The sequence below is a fragment of the Bifidobacterium avesanii genome, assembly GCF_009299475.1.
In the GTDB taxonomy this organism is placed as follows: domain Bacteria; phylum Actinomycetota; class Actinomycetes; order Actinomycetales; family Bifidobacteriaceae; genus Bifidobacterium; species Bifidobacterium avesanii.
Genome location: NZ_WBSN01000002.1, coordinates 64,494 through 81,147, shown reverse-complemented (window position 1 = coordinate 81,147; position 16,654 = coordinate 64,494). Strand labels below are relative to the sequence as shown.

Here is a 16,654-nt window from a genome sequence, read left to right as displayed (position 1 = left end):
GGCCCCGCCAGCAGACCGGCCCGTCTTCCTTCGTTCCGCCGTCCAGTTGATTGCAGTCGATTGCCGTTGATCGCAGTCACGGACGGCGGCTTTTTCCGTGCCAACACGGCGCGTCGATCATCCAGCCACTCGAGTATGCTCATGATTCGGTATCCGAAAAGGGTGCACTATGCCCTGACTCGGCACAGAGATATGAGGTACACCACGATCATGGTCGCACGATGAGTGAGAAACGCATCACCGTCATCGGACGATAGCCGCGCCGAACCTACGCGTGGCTGATGGATAGGAGAAATTAGTGCCCAAAGCACGCGTATATGAATTAGCCAAGGCGCTTGGCGTGGACAGCAAGACCGTCCTCGAGAAGCTCAAGGACATGGGTGAGTTCGTCAAGTCCGCTTCCTCCACCGTGGAGGCGCCTGTGGTCCGCAGGCTCAAGGAGGCGTTCCCGCAGTCGAATCCGAACGCATCCAAGGGCGGCAGCAACGGCAACGGAGGCCGCAAGCCCGCCGCGCCCTCGCCGCGTCCGCAGCAGCAGGCGAAGCCGGGCCAGCCCCGTCCCGCCGCGACCCCGGGCATGCGTCCCGGCCCTCGTCCGGCCGCGCCGCACCCGCATCAGCCCGGCGATGGCCGCGATGGCCGCAACGAGCGCAATGAGCGCAATGACCGCCGCCATCAGGGTCAGGGCGGTCGTCCCGGCCCGCGCCAGCACGATGGCCGCGATGGCCGCAATGAGCGCAATGAGCGCGGCGAGCGCGAGCATGGCAACGCCGTGCCGAACATCCCGCGTCCCCGCGGCGGCAACGCCACGCCGGGCCCGCGTCCGCACGGTGCGAACCACGGCGCCGGCGCAGGCGCCCCGCGTCCGGGCAACAACCCGTTCAGCCGCCGTCAGGGCATGACCACGCCCACGCCGGGCGACATCCCGCGTCCGCATCCCATGGCGCGTCCGACCGTGAACGACAACCGTCGCGGCGGCCGTCCGGGTCAGGGCGCCGGCGCCGGCCGCGGCGGATTCCGCGGTCGTCCCGGTCAGGGCACCGGCGCGAAGCCGGGCCAGTGGGGCCACAGCCGTCCGGGTCAGGGCGGCGCGCAGGGTCGTCCCGGTCAGGGCGCCGGCAACCGCTTCGGCGGTCAGGGCGGCAGCAACTTCCCGAGCTCGGGTTCCTCCAACGGTCCCGCGCGCGGCGGTCGCGGCGGTCGTGGCGGCGCCGCGGGCGCGTTCGGCCGTCAGGGCGGCAAGTCCTCGAAGGCCCGCAAGAACAGGCTCGCGAAGCGTCATGAGTACGAGGAGCTGAAAGCGCCGACCATCGGCGGCGTGCGCATCCCCAGCGGCAACGGCCAGACCATCCGCCTGCGTCAGGGCGCGTCCCTCGCCGACCTCGCGGAGAAGATCAACGTCAACCCGGCCGCCCTGGTGACCGTGCTGTTCCATCTGGGCGAAATGGCCACGGCCACGCAGTCCCTCGACGAGTCCACGTTCCAGATCCTGGGCGAGGAGATCGGCTGGAACATCCAGCTCGTCTCCGCCGAGGAGGAGGACAAGGAGCTGCTCCAGCAGTTCGACATCAACCTGGACGAAGAGGAGCTGCAGGAGGACGAGGACCTCAAGCCGCGTCCGCCGGTCGTCACCGTCATGGGCCACGTCGACCACGGCAAGACCAAGCTGCTCGACCGCATCCGCCAGACCAACGTCGTGGCGAAGGAGGCCGGCGGCATCACCCAGCGCATCGGCGCCTATCAGGTGACCGTCGACCTTGACGGCGAGAAGCGCAAGATCACGTTCCTCGACACCCCGGGCCACGAGGCGTTCACCGCCATGCGTGCCCGCGGCGCGGAGATCACCGACGTGGCGATCATCGTGGTCGCCGCGGACGACGGCGTGATGCCGCAGACCGTCGAGGCCATCAACCACGCGCAGGCGGCCCACGTGCCGATCGTCGTGGCCGTCAACAAGATCGACAAGCCCGGCGCGAACCCGGAGAAGGTGCGCGGACAGCTCACCGAGTACGGCCTCGTGCCCGAGGAGTACGGCGGCGACACCATGTTCGTGGACATCTCCGCCAAGCAGGGCACCAACGTGGACAAGCTGCTCGAAGCCGTGCTGCTCACGGCCGACGCCGAGCTGGATCTGCGCGCGAACCCGGACATGGACGCCCGCGGCGCCACCATCGAGGCGCGACTCGACAAGGGCCGCGGCGCCGTGGCGACCGTTCTGGTGCAGCAGGGCACCCTGCACGTGGGCGACGCGATCGTCGCCGGCACCTCCTACGGCCGCGTGCGCGCCATGCTGGACGAGAACGGCAACCACATGAAGGAGGCCACCCCGTCCACCCCGGTGCAGGTGCTGGGCCTCACGTCCGTGCCGACCGCAGGCGACCTCTTCCTCGTCGCCTCCGACGACCGCACGGCCCGCCAGATCGCCGAGAAGCGCCAGGCCACCGAGCGCGCCGCCCAGCTGGCCAAGCGCCGCAAGGTCGTCTCGCTCGAGAGCCTCAAGGAGCAGTTCGCCAAGGCCGAGGTCGACATGCTCAACATCGTCATCAAGGGCGATTCCTCCGGCTCCGTCGAGGCGCTCGAGGACTCCCTGATGAAGATCGAGGTGTCCGACGAGGTCGGCATCCAGGTGATCCACCGCGGCGTCGGCGCCATCACCCAGAACGACGTCAACCTGGCTTCCGTGGACAAGGCCGTCATCCTCGGCTTCAACGTCCGCCCGAACCGTCAGGTGCAGGAGCTCGCCGACCGCGAGGGCGTGGAGATCAAGTACTACTCGATCATCTACAAGGCCATCGAGGACGTCGAGGCATCCCTCAAGGGCATGCTCAAGCCGGAGTTCGAGGAGGTCGTCACCTCCCACTCCGAGATCCGCGAGATCTTCCGCTCCTCCAAGTTCGGCAACATCGCCGGCGTCATGGTGCAGGACGGCGAGGTCAAGCGCGGTACGAAGTGCCGCATCCTGCGCAACGGCGTGGCCACGGTCAACGACCTGGAGATCTCCTCGCTGCGTCGTTTCAAGGACGACGTGCAGTCCGTCAAGGAAGGCTACGAGGCCGGCATCAACCTCGGCTCCTTCAACGACATCCAGATCGGCGACGTCATCGAGACGTTCGAGATGCAGGAGGTCGAGCGCAAGTAGCCGCTTGGTTTGATCGGCTGATCGGACTGGTTATCTGATCGGACTGGTCAGACGATTGAGCTGCTCGCGTGATCGAGCTGCTCGCGTGATCGCCCGGGCGCCCACACCGATGTTTCATTCGGTGCGGGCGCCCTTTTGTTTTTCTATGTTCTTTTTCCTTGCGCCCCTTGCTTGTGACCGACTGCTTGGGACTGGCGGTTTGTGATTGGTTGTCTGTGGCTGGCGGTTTGTGATTGGGCACCTGTGGCTGGTTGCTTGTGGCCGGCACTCGATTCGCTCAAACGACGGGCATGCTTCCGTGGATTGAGCGATTGGCGTATGGCGGAGGGTCCTTAACTCGGTTTATGCACTGGATTCGCTCAATCCGCAGTCATGTTTTCGTGGATTGAGCATATTGGATGTGCTGTGGTCGGTTTTGGCGTCCAAGGCACTGGATTCGCTCAATCCGCACGTGGACGGACGAGGATTGAGCGAATCGGATGCGGTACGGCGGCACGGGTAGACTGTTGGCGATTATGGTAAAGCGTGATTGAGCAATCACGGCACATGAACGACGTAACGACTTAAGGAACGACTTATGGCAGGAACCAATCCCCGCGCGGCGCGCATCGCGGCCCTGATCCAGCGCGTGATCGCATCCAACATGGAGATGCAGCTGCACGACAAGCGCCTCGCGAACGTGACCATCACCGAGGTGCGCGTGACCAACGACCTTCAGATCGCCAGGGTCTACTGGACCCAGCTCGGCCACACCGGCAAGGAGGAGGGCGAGCGCCAGCGCGCCAAGCAGGCCCTCGAACAGGCCAAGGGTCGTCTGCGCTCGCTCGTCGGCGCCAAGGCCGGTCTGCGTCTGACCCCGCAGCTGCAGTTCGTGTTTGACGAGGTGCCGGGCGAGGCCACCGAGATCGAGGACATCCTCGCCGTGGCCCGCAAGCGCGACGAGGAGCTGGCCCGCGCGCGCGAAACCGCGCAGTACGCCGGCGACGCCGACCCGTACAAGCATCCCGAGGAGCGCGACGAGGATGATGATTGGGACGACGAGGACGACGACGATTGGGATGATGCCGAGGACGAGGAGCCCGAGACGGAGTCCGCCGAGTCCGAGGCCGACGGGTCCGAAGCCGCTGAGTCCGAGGAGTAATCCGACGGCCTGAGCGCGCTTCCCGGCATCCCGCGCGGAATGCGCGGGTCGCGGGTGTGGGACCGAAGAGCCCTTCGCCCGCGGTGCCCCCGCCTTCGTTCGAGGGAGGATGACGGGCTGGGCGCGCCGCACGGCGGATGACGGGGAGACGGACGTTCCTCGGAGAAGACGGGGAACAGGTACTTCCCCTGCGGTGCCGGACAAAAGGCGCAGCGGCCGCGCACCGCGCACCACTCAGCATGCACCGCTCAGCACACGCGCCGTCGCGCGCCGCACCACACAGCAGCAAGCTGCAAAAACACCAAGCGCCAATCAACGCAACAGCACAACACATACGAGCAAGGAGCACCGTGCCGGACACTTCAGGTCTGCTGATCATCGACAAGCCGCAGGGCGTCACCAGCTTCGACGTGGTGGCGGCCGTGCGCGGCGCGCTGCACCTCAAGAAGGTCGGCCACGCCGGCACGCTCGACCCGATGGCCACCGGCGTGCTCATCGTCGGCTTCGGCGCGGTCACCCGTCTGCTCAACCCGATCGTCGGGCACGACAAAACCTACGAGGCCACGATCCGCCTCGGCCAGCGCACCACGACCGACGACGCCGACGGCGAGATCATCGAGCCGCAACCCTCCGAGACGCGCCCGGCCGCGCTGCCGGACCTTGCGACCATCAAGCGCACCATCGCCGAACGACTGACCGGCGAAATCATGCAGGTGCCCAACGCCTACTCGGCCATCAAAATCCACGGCCAGCGCGCCTACGACCTCGCGCGCGAGGGCAAGGACGTGGAGCTTGAGGCCCGCCCGGTCACCATCCGCGCGTTCGACGTGCTCGCCGCGCGCGAGGGGCTGACAGCGGCCGACGGCACGCCGGTGACCGACCTCGACGTGCGCGTGGACTGCTCGTCCGGCACGTACATCCGCGCCCTCGCCCGCGATTTGGGCGACATGCTCGGCGTCGGCGGCCACCTGACCCGTCTGCGCCGCACGCGCGTGGGCCGGTTCGACCTGTCCGACCCCGCGATCGCCGCGCATGTGGTGCACGCCCACACGGAGGAGAGGGCCTTCACCAACCGCGAGGGCGAGACCGTCACCCGCAACCGGGCCGTGCTGGACCTGCCCGGCGAGTTGCCCGGCGGCCTGCCCGGTCCGTCCGGGAACCAGCCCGCCTCGACCGGCGCCGCCCGCGCGCTGGCCCTCATCGACCGCGCCCTGCCCGCCGCCGACGCCGCGCGCCTGTGCATGCCGAGCCTTGAGATCACCGACGACGAAGCCCGCGAACTGCGCTTCGGCCGGCGCATCGAGCGTGCGATCGCGCAGCCCGCCGCGGCCATCGCCGGCGACGACCTCGTGGCGATCGTCGACCGCGCCAACGCGCATCAGGCCAAACCCGTCACCGTGTTCGCGGCGTAGCCCGCCGCCCATCAGACCAAATACCCAGCAAGAAGGAACGAACGGATGAAGATCATCAGACTGACCCCCGACGCCACCGGGCTCGTGGCATGGCCCACGCTGAGCGCGGCGAAGAAATCCGTGGTGACCGTCGGCGTGTTCGACGGGATGCACCGGGGGCATCAGGCGGTGGTCAGCCGCGTGGTGGAGCTCGCCGGCAAGTACGGCGCACTGTCCGCCGTGGTGCTGTTCGACCCGCGTCCGGCGCTCGTGCACGGCTGGGCCAAGGCGCACGGCGGCGAGGAGCCGGGGGAGGGCGTGGCGGACGCCGACGCGCTGACCGACGCCGACGAGCGCATCCGCATGATGCGCGCGATGGGCGTGGACTACGTGCTCGTGGTGCGCTACACGCTGGCGTTCGCCGCCAAGTCGTACCGGTTCTTCCTGGGGCAGATGGTGGGCAAGCTGGGCATGCGCACGCTCGTGCTCGGCCAGGACGCCGCCATGGGCGCCGGACGCGCGGGCGACGTGAAGGCCATCCGCACGCTCGCCGAGGGCACCGGCGTGTTCGAGCTCGACGTGGTGGACGACCGCGGCCCCGGCTACGTGCGCGTGCCGGCCGTGATCGAACCGCGCATGCCGGAGGTCCACGGCGAGCCCGCCGACCCGCTGGCCGGACTGAGCAAGGCGGAGCTGCGCGCGTGGAGCAAGGCCCACAACGCCAAGCTCACCCGCGTGTGGAGCTCCACCAACGTGCGCTGGCTGCTCTCGCAGGGCCGCGTGCGCGACGCCGCCGAAGTGCTCGGTCATCCGCACGCCGTCGAGGGCACGGTGGTGCACGGCGAGGAGCGCGGGCGGACCATCGGCTTCCCGACCGCGAACCTCGGCGATGAGATCGCCGGCTACCTGCCCGTGGACGGCGTGTACGCCGGCTGGCTCGTGGATATGGGTCCGGACGACGACGGGGATGCGGGGGAGCTCAACGAGCAGTCCCGTCTGGCCGCCGGTTCGCCGTGGCGCTGGCCCGCCGCGATCTCGATCGGTACCAAGCCCACGTTCAGCGAGAAGACCGGCCGCCACGAGCGCGTGGTCGAGGCGTACGCGGTGTCCGACGACTGGCTGGACCTGTACGGCCACCGGGTGCGCGTGGAGTTCGTGGGCTATCTGCGCCCGCAGATCCGCTTCGACGGCGCCGACGAACTGGTCGCCGAACTCAAGCGCAACGTGGAGGAAACCAAGCGCCTCACCGCCGAGTGACGGAAGGCGTTCTCCCCGGTCGTGCTGATCGGTCGTTCCGACCGGTTCAGTCCGCCGCGCCGATTCCCAGCGCGCCGAAGGCGTCGCGCAGGGAATTCACCTCCACGATTTGTAATCCGTCCACCTTGAGTGGCCGGCCCCTGCGGCGGCTCACCGGCACCACGGCCCGCGTGAACCCCAGTCGGGCCGCCTCCGCGAGCCGGTGCTCCAGCCGCGGCACCGGGCGGATCTGCCCGGTCAGCGAAATCTCCCCGATCGCGCACATGCCCCGGCGGATCGCCACGCCCTTCGTGGCGCTCGCCAGCGCGGCCGCCACCGCCAGATCGCACGCCGGCTCCTTGGCGAGCCCGCCCGCGATCGTGGAGACGTACAGGTCGTTGGCCAGCATGTTGATGCGCCCGTGCCGGTAGATCACCGCCACCAGCATGGCGAGACGGTTCGCGTCGACGCCGTTCGCGGCCCGTCGCGGCGTGGGCAGCACCGAACTCGTCACCAGCGCCTGCACCTCGATCGGCAGCGATCGGTGGCCGTCGAGCGTGAACGTGACGCACGTGCCCTCGGCGGACGCCCCGCCGTTTTCGCCGTCCGCGCCCGGCCCGCCGCCGGACAGGAACAGGCCGGACGGGTCGGTCACCTCCTCGATGCCCTCGCCGCTCATGTCGAAGCAGCCCACCTCGTCCGTGGGCCCGAAGCGGTTCTTCACCGCGCGCAGCATGCGCAGGGCCGTCTCCGCGTCGCCCTCGAACTGGCACACCACGTCCACCAGATGCTCCAGCGTGCGCGGGCCGGCGATCGACCCGTCCTTGGTCACATGGCCGACGAGCAGCACCGGCACGTCCAGCGTCTTCGCCGTGTCGATGAGCGCGCTCGCCACCTCGCGCACCTGCGTGGAGCCGCCGGAGATGCCGTCCACGTCCTGCGAGGTGATGGTCTGCGCGGAGTCCACGATCGCCAGCGCCGGCATGGTCTGACCGATCAGCCCCAGCACCGTGGCGAGGTCCGTGGTGGCTGCGAGCAGCAGGTTGTCCTCCACGGCGTTGATGCGTTGCGCCCGCATGCGCACCTGGGCCTGCGACTCCTCGCCGGAGACGTACAGCACCGTGCCGCCGTTCGCGGCCGCCGCGCGGGCCACGTTGCCGGCCGTCTCGAGCAGCAGCGTGGACTTGCCGATGCCCGGTTCTCCCGCCACGAGCACCACCGAGCCGGGCACGATGCCGCCGCCGAGCACGCGGTCGAACTCCGAAAATCCGGTCGGGATGCGCGTGACGCTCTCCGTGCCGATGCGCGTGATCGGCGTCGCCACGCCGTCCGCCACGGCCGCGGCCCTCGTATGCGCGCGCGGCGCCCGGCCGCCCTCGCCGGAGCCGGCCGCGCCCGCGCCCGCGCCCATGCCCATGCCGGCCGCCCCGGTACGGGCCCTTGCCGCCGGACGCGCCTCGTGAAACTCGTCGATCGTGCCCCACTGGCCGCACTCCGGGCAGCGGCCGAACCATTTGCCGCCGCTCCAGCCGCATTCGGAGCACAGGTACTGTACGGAATTCTTCGCCATGCCCCGACGCTATCCACACCGTGCGGACAATCATGGGGAAAAGAGGCCGCAGGGAGGCGGTCACGGGTGGTCACGGGGGAGACGAGTGCGAAGACCGCAGGATGGCGATCATGGCGAGAATCCATCGGCGGCTCGCGAATCCGGGTAACAGACCATTAATATTCGCACGATCATTCTTTACCGCCCAGTAACAGCGCGCGTGCGATTTCCATCGCCGGTTCTGCCACAATCTCATGTCAAACGATACGAAAGGTGCCCGCAATCCACGGAATCTGCGGACGCGCACGGAAATCGGAGGACGACATGGCACAGCAACTCGCAAGCCTCATCGACAGCCCCACGCAATCGGTCAGCCTCGACACGTTCAGCGGCCTGACCAAGGGCGACCCGGCCCCGTTCTGGCTGTTCCAGGGCGTGTGCGGCGCATGGGGCATCAACCACGAGCGCGCCGAGCTCAACCTCATCACCGTCTCCGAGAACGCGACCTTCGTGCTGCTCCTCGACGGCAAGCCGGAGGGCGTGGTGCGCGTCTCCCAGCCCGGCTACGTGGGCGGGCCGGAGGCCGTCGCCTCGGAGATCAGCTGGCTCAATGCCCTGCACGACATCGACGGCATCAGCCTCATCAACCCCGTGCCCACCGTGCGCGGCACGTTCGTCACCAAGATCCACGACAACAACCAAGTCGGCTGGACCGTCATCTCCACGAAGTTCGTGGAGGGCACGGTGCTCGAGGACCTCGACAACCCGGCGCCCTACTACGAGACGATCGGCAGCTGGGCGGCCAAGTTCCACGAGCAGTCCCGCCACTGGGCCAAGCCCTACGGCTTCAAGCGCTTCAACTGGGACATCTCCAACATGGTCGGCCCCTCGCCGCGCTGGGGCCGCTGGGAGACCGCGGACCTCACCGACGACGAGAGGGAGCTGTGCAACGAGGCCCTGTGGAAGGCCATGGACGTGGTCATGAAGGTGCCGCGCACGCCCGAGACGTGGGGGCTCATCCACGCCGACCTGCGCCCGTCCAACGTGATCAAGGGCCCGGACGGCAAGCTCACCATCATCGACTTCGACGACGCCGGCTACAGCTGGTACCTCTACGACTACGCGTCCTCGCTGAGCTTCATCGAGCACGAGCCGTACGCCCCGGACCTCGCCAAGGCGTGGGTCAAGGGCTATCAGGAGGTGGCCGGCGACTTTACCGACGACGAGCTGCACGTCATGAGCGCCCTGTCCATGATCCGCCGCCTCCAGATGCTCGGCTGGACCACCAACCACCGCGCCGACGCCCTGCCCGACGGCATGGCCGCCGAGGAGGCGCCCGGCAGCGTCACGGTCGCCGCCCGCTACCTCGACGACCCGCTGTGGCTGCTGCACTGAGCGCGCTTCGGAATTTCATAACTGAACAATCCCATCCACCAACCAACAACCAATCCCGCAAAGGAACCCATACGACAAACCGTTAGAGAGGAAGGCGGTCACCATGTCTGCCACGGCAACGTCGACGACCTCGGGCTCGGGCCTGAGCAGCGTCACCTACGTACACACCGACAAGGATTACTTCGAAAAGAGGCAGCTCAAGCGAACCGCGGGCGCGTTCGGCCTGTGGGCCATCGGCATCGCGGCCGTCGTCTCCGGCGACTTCTCCGGATGGAACGGCGGCATCGCGCAGGCCGGCTGGGGCGGCATGCTCGTCGCCGCGCTCGTGGTCTACGTGATGTACGTGCTCATGCTCAACTCCATCTCCGAAATGGCCTCCGCCATGCCGCACACCGGCGGCGCCTACTCCTTCGCCCGCGCGGCGATGGGCCCGTGGGGCGGCTTCTTCACCGGACTCGCGGAGACCATCGAATATGTGATGACCGCCGCCACGATCGTCTACTTCTCCTCCGCCTACGCGGACGCGATCCTCGCCGACCTCACCGGCTTCTCGCTGGACGACGCCGGCCTGCAGTGGGTCTGGTGGCTCGCCCTGTACGCGATCTTCGTGGTCGTCAACTGGCTCGGCGCCGAGACCTCCTTCCGTTTCGCCGAGGTCGTCTCCATCGCGGCGCTCGCCATCGTGGCCCTGTTCGGCTTCGGCGCGGTCGTGACCGGCAAGGCCGACTTCGGCTCCCTGCTCAACATGGCCCCCGAGGGCGGCAACTCCGCGTTCCTGCCGTTCGGCTTCGGCGCGATCTTCTTCGCCATGCCGTTCGCCATGTGGCTGTTCCTCGGCATCGAGCAGCTCCCGCTGGCCGCCGAGGAGGTGCGCGACCCGGAGCGCAACATCCCCAAGTCCTCCCGCCTGTGCATCTTCACCCTCGGCCTGTCCGCCCTCATCATCGTGTTCCTCAACCCTGCGGTGATCGGCTCCGAGGCGCTGTCCGGCTCCGATGAGCCGCTGCTCGACGGCTACCGCGCCATCCTGCCCGGCAACGTCGCGGCCGTGCTGTCCGCCTTCGCGCTCATCGGCCTGCTCGCCTCCATCCAGGGCATCATGTTCGCGTACGGCCGCAACCTCTACTCCCTGTCCCGCGCGGGCTACTACCCGGCCTTCCTGTCCCTCACCGGCAAGAAGAAGACCCCGTACTGGGGCCTGATCGTGGGCGCCGTGATCGGCTTCGCGGCCCTGTTCATCATCGCGTACGGCGGTGAGGGCGCGGGCTCCGTGGTGCTCAACATCGCCGTGTGGGGCGCTGTGCTGGCCTACCTGCTGCAGATGGTCTCCTACGTGCTGCTCAAGCGCAACATGCCGAACATCAAGCGTCCGTTCGTCTCCCGCTTCGGCGTACCGGGCGCGGTGATCGCCGGCCTGCTCGCCTTCGCGATCTTCGTGGCCGTGCTGCTCAACCCCGACTACCGTCTGGCCGTCTACACCATGGTCGTGATCTACATCCTCGCCACCGTGTTCTTCGCGCTCTACGGCCGCAAGCACCTCGTGCTCTCCCCGGAGGAGGAGTTCGCGGCGTCCGGCGGCAAGTCCGAGTACAGGACCGACGACTGATCGGCTGACCTGCCAGCCGGCCGGTTTCGGCTTCGGTCGACATCCCCTCCCCATACCCGTTGCGGTCTCGCACGCCCATTTCGGGCTTCGCGGAGAGCCGCGGCGGGTATTTTTTCGCGTTTGCGCGGCGAATCCGACCACGGAAGCGCGGTTTTTCCAACCGTGATGGCGGGATTCCGGGGAAGTGCGCGAAAATATCCCGCTTCCGTGGTCATGATTGAGCCGTCAACGGCATCCAAGTCACAGTTTTTCAACCAATAAGCCTCGCCACGCCGCAAATGGTTTGTTACCACGGCGTATCCTGAGCGCGTCGGCGGGCAATATTGGCGGATTATCCTCGCCACTGACAGCAACCCAAGGAGCAAAGAAGGAATCATGGCAACGCGATCGACGATCATGGACACCAACAGCTTCCGCCCGGAGATGGCGGCGGCGCTCGATCCCGAGACCCGCAAGCTCACCGAGGAACGCGAGGTGCTGGGCCCGGCCTATCGTCTGTTCTACCGCAACCCGGTGCATCTGGTGAAGGGCCGCGGCTCCCACCTGTGGGACGCGGACGGCGTCGAGTACCTGGACGTGTACAACAACGTGGCCTCCGTGGGCCACTGCCATCCGCGCGTGGTGGAGGCCCTGTCCAGGCAGGCGTCGCTGCTCAACACGCACACCCGCTACCTGCACGAGAACATCCTGCACTACGCGGAGGATATCCTCTCCACCATGCCCGACGAGATCGACCGCATCATGTTCCAGTGCACCGGCTCCGAGGCCAATGACCTCGCCGTGCGCGTGGCCCAGACCTACACCGGCGGCGAGGGCGTGATCGTCACGCACGAGGCCTACCACGGCAACTCCGCACTGACCTCCAAGCTGTCCCCGGCGCTCGGCACCGCGCAGACGCTCGGCCTGACCATGCGCATGATCCCCACGCCGGACACCTACCGCCTGACCATCGACGGCAAGCTCGCCGCCGAATGCACCGCCGAGGAGTTCGGCGGCTGGATGGCGAACGAGGTGCGCAAGGCCGTCGCGGACATGAACCGCCACGGCATCAAGTTCGCGGCCCTGCTCGCCGACTCGATCTTCTCCTCCGACGGCGTCTACCCGGATCCGGTCGGCTACCTCAAGCCCGTGATCGACACCGTGCACGAGCTCGGCGGCGTGTGGATCGCCGACGAGGTGCAGCCCGGCTTCACCCGCACCGGCGACGCGTTCTGGGGCTTCGGCCGCCAGGGCATCGTGCCGGATCTGGTCACCTCCGGCAAGCCCATGGCCAACGGCCTGCCCACCTCCCTCATGGCCGCCCGCCACGAGGTGCTCGAGCCGTTCGCCGGCTCCATCCCGTACTTCAATACGTTCGGCGGCAACCCGGTGTGCATGGCCGCCGCGCAGGCCGTGCTCGACGTGATGCGCGACGAGGACACCATGGGCAACGCCAAGCGCGTGGGCGCCGTGTTCAAGCAGGCCGTCGCGGGCCTCATGGACGCGCACCCGTGCATCGGCGACGTGCGCGGCGCGGGCCTGTACATCGGCTGCGAGATCGTCAAGCCCGGCACCAAGGAGCCCGACCAGAAGGCCGCGCTGGACATCCTCGAAACCCTGCGCGACAACCGCATCCTCACCTCCGTGTGCGGCCGCTTCGGCAACATCCTCAAGCTCCGCCCGCCGCTGGTCTTCAGCGAGTCCGACGTCGACTGGTTCATGGACGGCTTCACCAAGACGCTCGCCACGCTCGGACTGTGACGGGCGCCATGGACGGGTCGCGGCACCGCATGCCGGTCAGCGAGATCATCTACCGCGTGCGCTCGCTGATCCGCGACCGCGAGCTCGAACCGGGAGAGAAGCTCGGCTCCGAGCGCGGCCTGTCCGCCGACTTCGGCATCAGCCGCTCCGACCTGCGCGTCGCCCTGGCGAGCCTCGAATCCACGCACGAGGTGATCCGCAAGATCGGGCGCGGCGGCGGCATCGTGGTGGCGGACCGGCGGCTCGAACGCAACTTCAACACGTCCGAGTCGCTGCCCGTCATCGCCCGGCGGCAGGGCTTCACACTCTCCTCGGTGGTGCTGCGCGCGGTCATCACGCCCGCCTCGCCGTCCGACGTGCGTCTGCTCGAACTCGCCGGGCCCTCGCCCATGATCTACGACGTGACGCGCCTGCGGCTCATCGACGGCGAGCCGCTGAGCGTGGAGGCCAGCCGCCTGCCGGCCGACCTGTTCCCGCAGTTCCTCATGCGCGACCTGACCGAGCCGTTCTACACCATGTTCGAGCGGTACTACGACGTGCATCCGGTGGCCGTGGACGAGACGATGGAGACGATCGCGGCGGACGCGGACATCGCCTCCAAGCTCGGCGCGGCCCCCGGCACGCCGCTGGTGCGGATCCGGCGCATCGCCCGCGACGCGCTCGACCGGCCGTGCGAGCGGGCCGTCGACTGCTACCTCGCGGACCGCATCCGCTTCACCATGCACCATTCCGGCTACGTGCGCCTGTCCGCCACGCGCACGCCCGTTCCCCGGTAAGGTGGCGGTAAGGTGGCTCGTATGACAGACAACGCTCCCGTTTCCGCCGTTTTCGCCGCGGCCGCGCATGCCCCCGCGCCCGCGTACACCGATGTGATCTTCGACTTCTGCGACGTGCTGCTCGACTGGCGGCCGCGCATCCCGCTCGAGGGCCAGTACCCGCCCGGCGTGATCGACATGTTTTTCGACCGCGCGGACGAGTACGGCTTCTGGCACTACGACGAGCTCTCGGACCTCGGCTGGAGCGAGGAGAAGATCCTCGCCGACTACGAGGCGCACCACGGCCCGGCCGTCGCGTGGGTGTTCCGCGTGTACTTCGAGCGCCAGCGCATGGCCCTCGCCGGCATGATCCCCTGCATGGAGACGCTGCTGCACGACCTCGACGCGGCCGGCGTGCGCTGCTGGGGGCTCACCAACTTCACGGTCAAGTACGTGGACGCGGCGCGCGAGGCGTTCCCCGCCCTGGGCCTGCTGCGCGACGTGGTGGTCTCCAGCGCCGAGCGCATCCACAAGCCGGACACGGAGATCTACCGCCGCGCGATCGACCGCTTCGGCGTCGACCCGGCGACCACCGCGTTCGTGGACGACAAGGCCCGCAACGCCGACGCCGCCGGAACCGTGGGACTCACCGGCATTCAGTTCACCGGCGCCGACGCCCTGCGCGGGCGCCTGTTCCGCTAAGGGTTTCCTCCGTCATTCCCGGAAAGAGCCACCCCGAGAAAGCCCTGTGGAACCTCTCCGGGGCATCACAGCGCGAACATGCCGCAGAACACCAGCGCGCCGGTGGCCAGCGCCGCGCCCGTGAGCGTGACGGCGGCGATCGCCCACCCGCCGAAGCCATGCGAGAAGCCGCAGGCAAGGCCGTGCGCGTGCGCGTCCGCTGTTTCCCGATCGGCACGCCGCCCGTCCCACAGCCGCAGCAGCAGCGACGCCCACAGAAGGGCCACCGCCGCCGACAGCGCGCGCATCATGGCCCACCCGCCGTCGAACAGCGGGGGATCGGACCGCAGTTGCAGCGCGTCCATCGTCATGAGTCCCACATAGGCGACGGTCAGGTACAGCGCCACAACGGTGGCGATCCCCAGCGCCGCCAGCCGGACCGCCGCGCCCTTGCCGAACAGGCCGGTCCGGACGCCCAGCCGATCGTTGAGTCCGCGTGGATCGTTGAGACTGTGCAGGCCGTGCAGTCCGTGCAAATCATGCAGACCGTGCATATCGTGCGTGCCCCGCGGACCGGACCGGGCTGCCGCCCGCATGTCCACCGCCTCGGAAGCTGCCGTCCGACGCCATGCCGGTGAGCCCGGCGCCCGTACCGGCATTCGCACGAACGCCATAATCGCCGCCGCAATGCCGGCCATGAGCAGCAACGCCGGCCCGCCGACCATGAACACCGCCACCTGCGCGAGCGACCGCAGCGACAGCGGCCCGGGCTCCATGGACCCGTCCGCGTCGCCCGGTTCGTCCGTGGCGAAGAGCTGGTCCGGCGTTGCGCCCGCCGTCATCGGCGTGGACCAGCCATCCGCCGGAGTGCCCGCCGCGGCGCCCTGAATCCACGAGGCGACGTCGCACACATACCGCCCGTCGAGCGGCAGGCCGGGCTCGTCCAGCTCGGAGCCCACGCGCAGCTGATGGTTTGCCGGGTAGTAGCGCAGCGTGACGTTGGCGTTGCCCGAGCCGTCGCGCGCCCGGTCGCGGATCTCCAAGGCCCCCTGTTCGACGGGCATGGACGCGTCGAGCGTGCCGTACGTCACCAGCGCGGGCTGCGTGAGACGGCCGTAGTTCGGCAGTGCGTCGAAGTCCGCGTAGTCGAGGTGCGCGAACGAGTAGTCGAGCACCGCCACCTTGGGAATGTCCGCCGCGATCTGGCCGGGCACGCCCGTGCGCGCGAAGTACGTGCTCGCCGCCGCGGTCAGCTGCTCGCGGCCCGAATACACCGGCGCGGACGCGATGACGGTGAACGCGACGTCCGGCCGCTCGGCGGTCATCACCGAGCTGATCCACGTGCCCTCCGACTCGGCGTACACGCCGGTCCTCGCCGCATCCACGCCCGGCAGGGCGCGCAGCGCGTCGAACGCCTTCTCGTAGTCGTGCGCCATGGCAACGTAGTCACGGTGCGTAAGACTGTAGTTGTCCGTGCGCTTGTCCGGCACCATGGTCACGATGCCGGCGCTCGCGAGCTGCGGGGCGATGTCGCCGTAGGCCTCGCCGGCTTCGTCGGTGCCGGCCCCGTGCAGGAACAGCACGGCGGGACGGTCGCCGGTCGCCCCGACCGGTTCGCGCACGATCGCCCGCACGCTCACGGCGTCGGTCAACGGCACGGTGACGGTGGATTCCCTCACCGCATAGGTGCCGACCGGCGTGCCAGACCCGGTCAGCGAGGAGACGACCGACGTGTCCGGGGAATCCGGCGTGACGTGCCGATCATACGGCTGCGACCGCCACGGCGGCGTCATGAGCGCGCCAAGCACGGCCAACACCGTCCAGATCGCCGCGGTTGCAACGACCAGCCTCACGAGCCGAACCGCCCGCGGCATCATGCGTTGCGGCGCCACCCGCCTCGGCGCCGATCCACGCGTCTTCGCCCAGTCCGTATGCGCGCTTCCTTTCCCAAACCGATCCTTGCAAATTTGTGATGATGCGTCCCCGACGGGCTCAAATCGGGTCTTTCGCCACTCTCGGAG

At 68.5% G+C, this 16,654-nt stretch carries 11 protein-coding genes; 9 read left to right on the top strand and 2 right to left on the bottom strand.

Translation table 11 applies throughout. The annotated features are described in order from the left end of the window. Positions 1 to 298 precede the first annotated feature (298 nt). From infB to ribF, 4 genes are all read left to right on the top strand, one after another. On the top strand, positions 299 to 3,139 hold the full coding sequence (gene infB, locus DSM100685_RS01900; protein WP_152349680.1) for a translation initiation factor IF-2: 2,841 nt from the start codon (positions 299 to 301) through the stop codon (positions 3,137 to 3,139). A gap of 577 nt (positions 3,140 to 3,716) precedes the next feature. After that, a complete protein-coding gene (gene rbfA, locus DSM100685_RS01895; RefSeq protein WP_152349679.1) occupies positions 3,717 to 4,280 on the top strand; it encodes a 30S ribosome-binding factor RbfA in 564 nt (187 codons plus the stop codon). 350 nt (positions 4,281 to 4,630) lie between these two features. Further along, positions 4,631 to 5,692: a tRNA pseudouridine(55) synthase TruB gene (gene truB, locus DSM100685_RS01890; RefSeq protein WP_240811870.1), complete on the top strand. Its 1,062-nt coding sequence runs from the start codon at positions 4,631 to 4,633 to the stop codon at positions 5,690 to 5,692. Between the two features lie 45 nt (positions 5,693 to 5,737). Continuing rightward, a complete protein-coding gene (gene ribF / locus DSM100685_RS01885; RefSeq protein WP_152349677.1) occupies positions 5,738 to 6,928 on the top strand; it encodes a bifunctional riboflavin kinase/FMN adenylyltransferase in 1,191 nt (396 codons plus the stop codon). Positions 6,929 to 6,974: 46 nt separating this feature from the next. On the opposite strand, the gene radA is transcribed toward ribF, so the two are convergent. Next, positions 6,975 to 8,477, bottom strand: coding sequence for a DNA repair protein RadA (radA, locus tag DSM100685_RS01880; RefSeq protein WP_152349676.1), 1,503 nt, complete (start codon positions 8,475 to 8,477; stop codon positions 6,975 to 6,977). A 303-nt stretch (positions 8,478 to 8,780) separates the two neighbouring features. Here radA and DSM100685_RS01875 point away from each other — a divergent pair, with 303 nt between their 5' ends. The 5 genes from DSM100685_RS01875 to DSM100685_RS01855 all read left to right on the top strand — a co-directional run bounded on the left by DSM100685_RS01875 (position 8,781) and on the right by DSM100685_RS01855 (position 14,654). Next, on the top strand, positions 8,781 to 9,851 hold the full coding sequence (locus DSM100685_RS01875) for a phosphotransferase enzyme family protein (protein ID WP_152349675.1): 1,071 nt from the start codon (positions 8,781 to 8,783) through the stop codon (positions 9,849 to 9,851). A gap of 103 nt (positions 9,852 to 9,954) precedes the next feature. After that, positions 9,955 to 11,457, top strand: coding sequence for an amino acid permease (locus tag DSM100685_RS01870; RefSeq protein ID WP_152349674.1), 1,503 nt, complete (start codon positions 9,955 to 9,957; stop codon positions 11,455 to 11,457). Positions 11,458 to 11,832: 375 nt separating this feature from the next. Continuing rightward, positions 11,833 to 13,197, top strand: a complete 1,365-nt coding sequence (locus DSM100685_RS01865; RefSeq protein WP_152349673.1) for an aspartate aminotransferase family protein — start codon at positions 11,833 to 11,835, stop codon at positions 13,195 to 13,197. 8 nt (positions 13,198 to 13,205) lie between these two features. Next, complete coding sequence (locus tag DSM100685_RS01860; protein WP_152349672.1) at positions 13,206 to 13,973, top strand: GntR family transcriptional regulator; 768 nt, start codon at positions 13,206 to 13,208, stop codon at positions 13,971 to 13,973. A gap of 21 nt (positions 13,974 to 13,994) precedes the next feature. Then, a complete protein-coding gene (locus DSM100685_RS01855) occupies positions 13,995 to 14,654 on the top strand; it encodes an HAD-IA family hydrolase (protein WP_152349671.1) in 660 nt (219 codons plus the stop codon). A gap of 65 nt (positions 14,655 to 14,719) precedes the next feature. On the opposite strand, the gene DSM100685_RS01850 is transcribed toward DSM100685_RS01855, so the two are convergent. Then, positions 14,720 to 16,486 (bottom strand): alpha/beta hydrolase family protein, encoded by a 1,767-nt coding sequence (locus tag DSM100685_RS01850; RefSeq protein ID WP_152349670.1) that lies wholly within the window; start codon positions 16,484 to 16,486, stop codon positions 14,720 to 14,722. Positions 16,487 to 16,654: the final 168 nt, after the last annotated feature.

Excerpts from the sequence above, each read along its gene's own strand:
- rbfA (WP_152349679.1), top strand. The coding sequence starts at position 3,717 with ATGGCAGGAACCAATCCCCGCGCGGCGCGCATCGCGGCCCTGATCCAG.
- ribF (WP_152349677.1), top strand. The coding sequence starts at position 5,738 with ATGAAGATCATCAGACTGACCCCCGACGCCACCGGGCTCGTGGCATGG.
- radA (WP_152349676.1), bottom strand. The coding sequence starts at position 8,477 with ATGGCGAAGAATTCCGTACAGTACCTGTGCTCCGAATGCGGCTGGAGC.
- DSM100685_RS01875 (WP_152349675.1), top strand. The coding sequence starts at position 8,781 with ATGGCACAGCAACTCGCAAGCCTCATCGACAGCCCCACGCAATCGGTC.
- DSM100685_RS01870 (WP_152349674.1), top strand. The coding sequence starts at position 9,955 with ATGTCTGCCACGGCAACGTCGACGACCTCGGGCTCGGGCCTGAGCAGC.
- DSM100685_RS01865 (WP_152349673.1), top strand. The coding sequence starts at position 11,833 with ATGGCAACGCGATCGACGATCATGGACACCAACAGCTTCCGCCCGGAG.
- DSM100685_RS01860 (WP_152349672.1), top strand. The coding sequence starts at position 13,206 with ATGGACGGGTCGCGGCACCGCATGCCGGTCAGCGAGATCATCTACCGC.
- DSM100685_RS01855 (WP_152349671.1), top strand. The coding sequence starts at position 13,995 with ATGACAGACAACGCTCCCGTTTCCGCCGTTTTCGCCGCGGCCGCGCAT.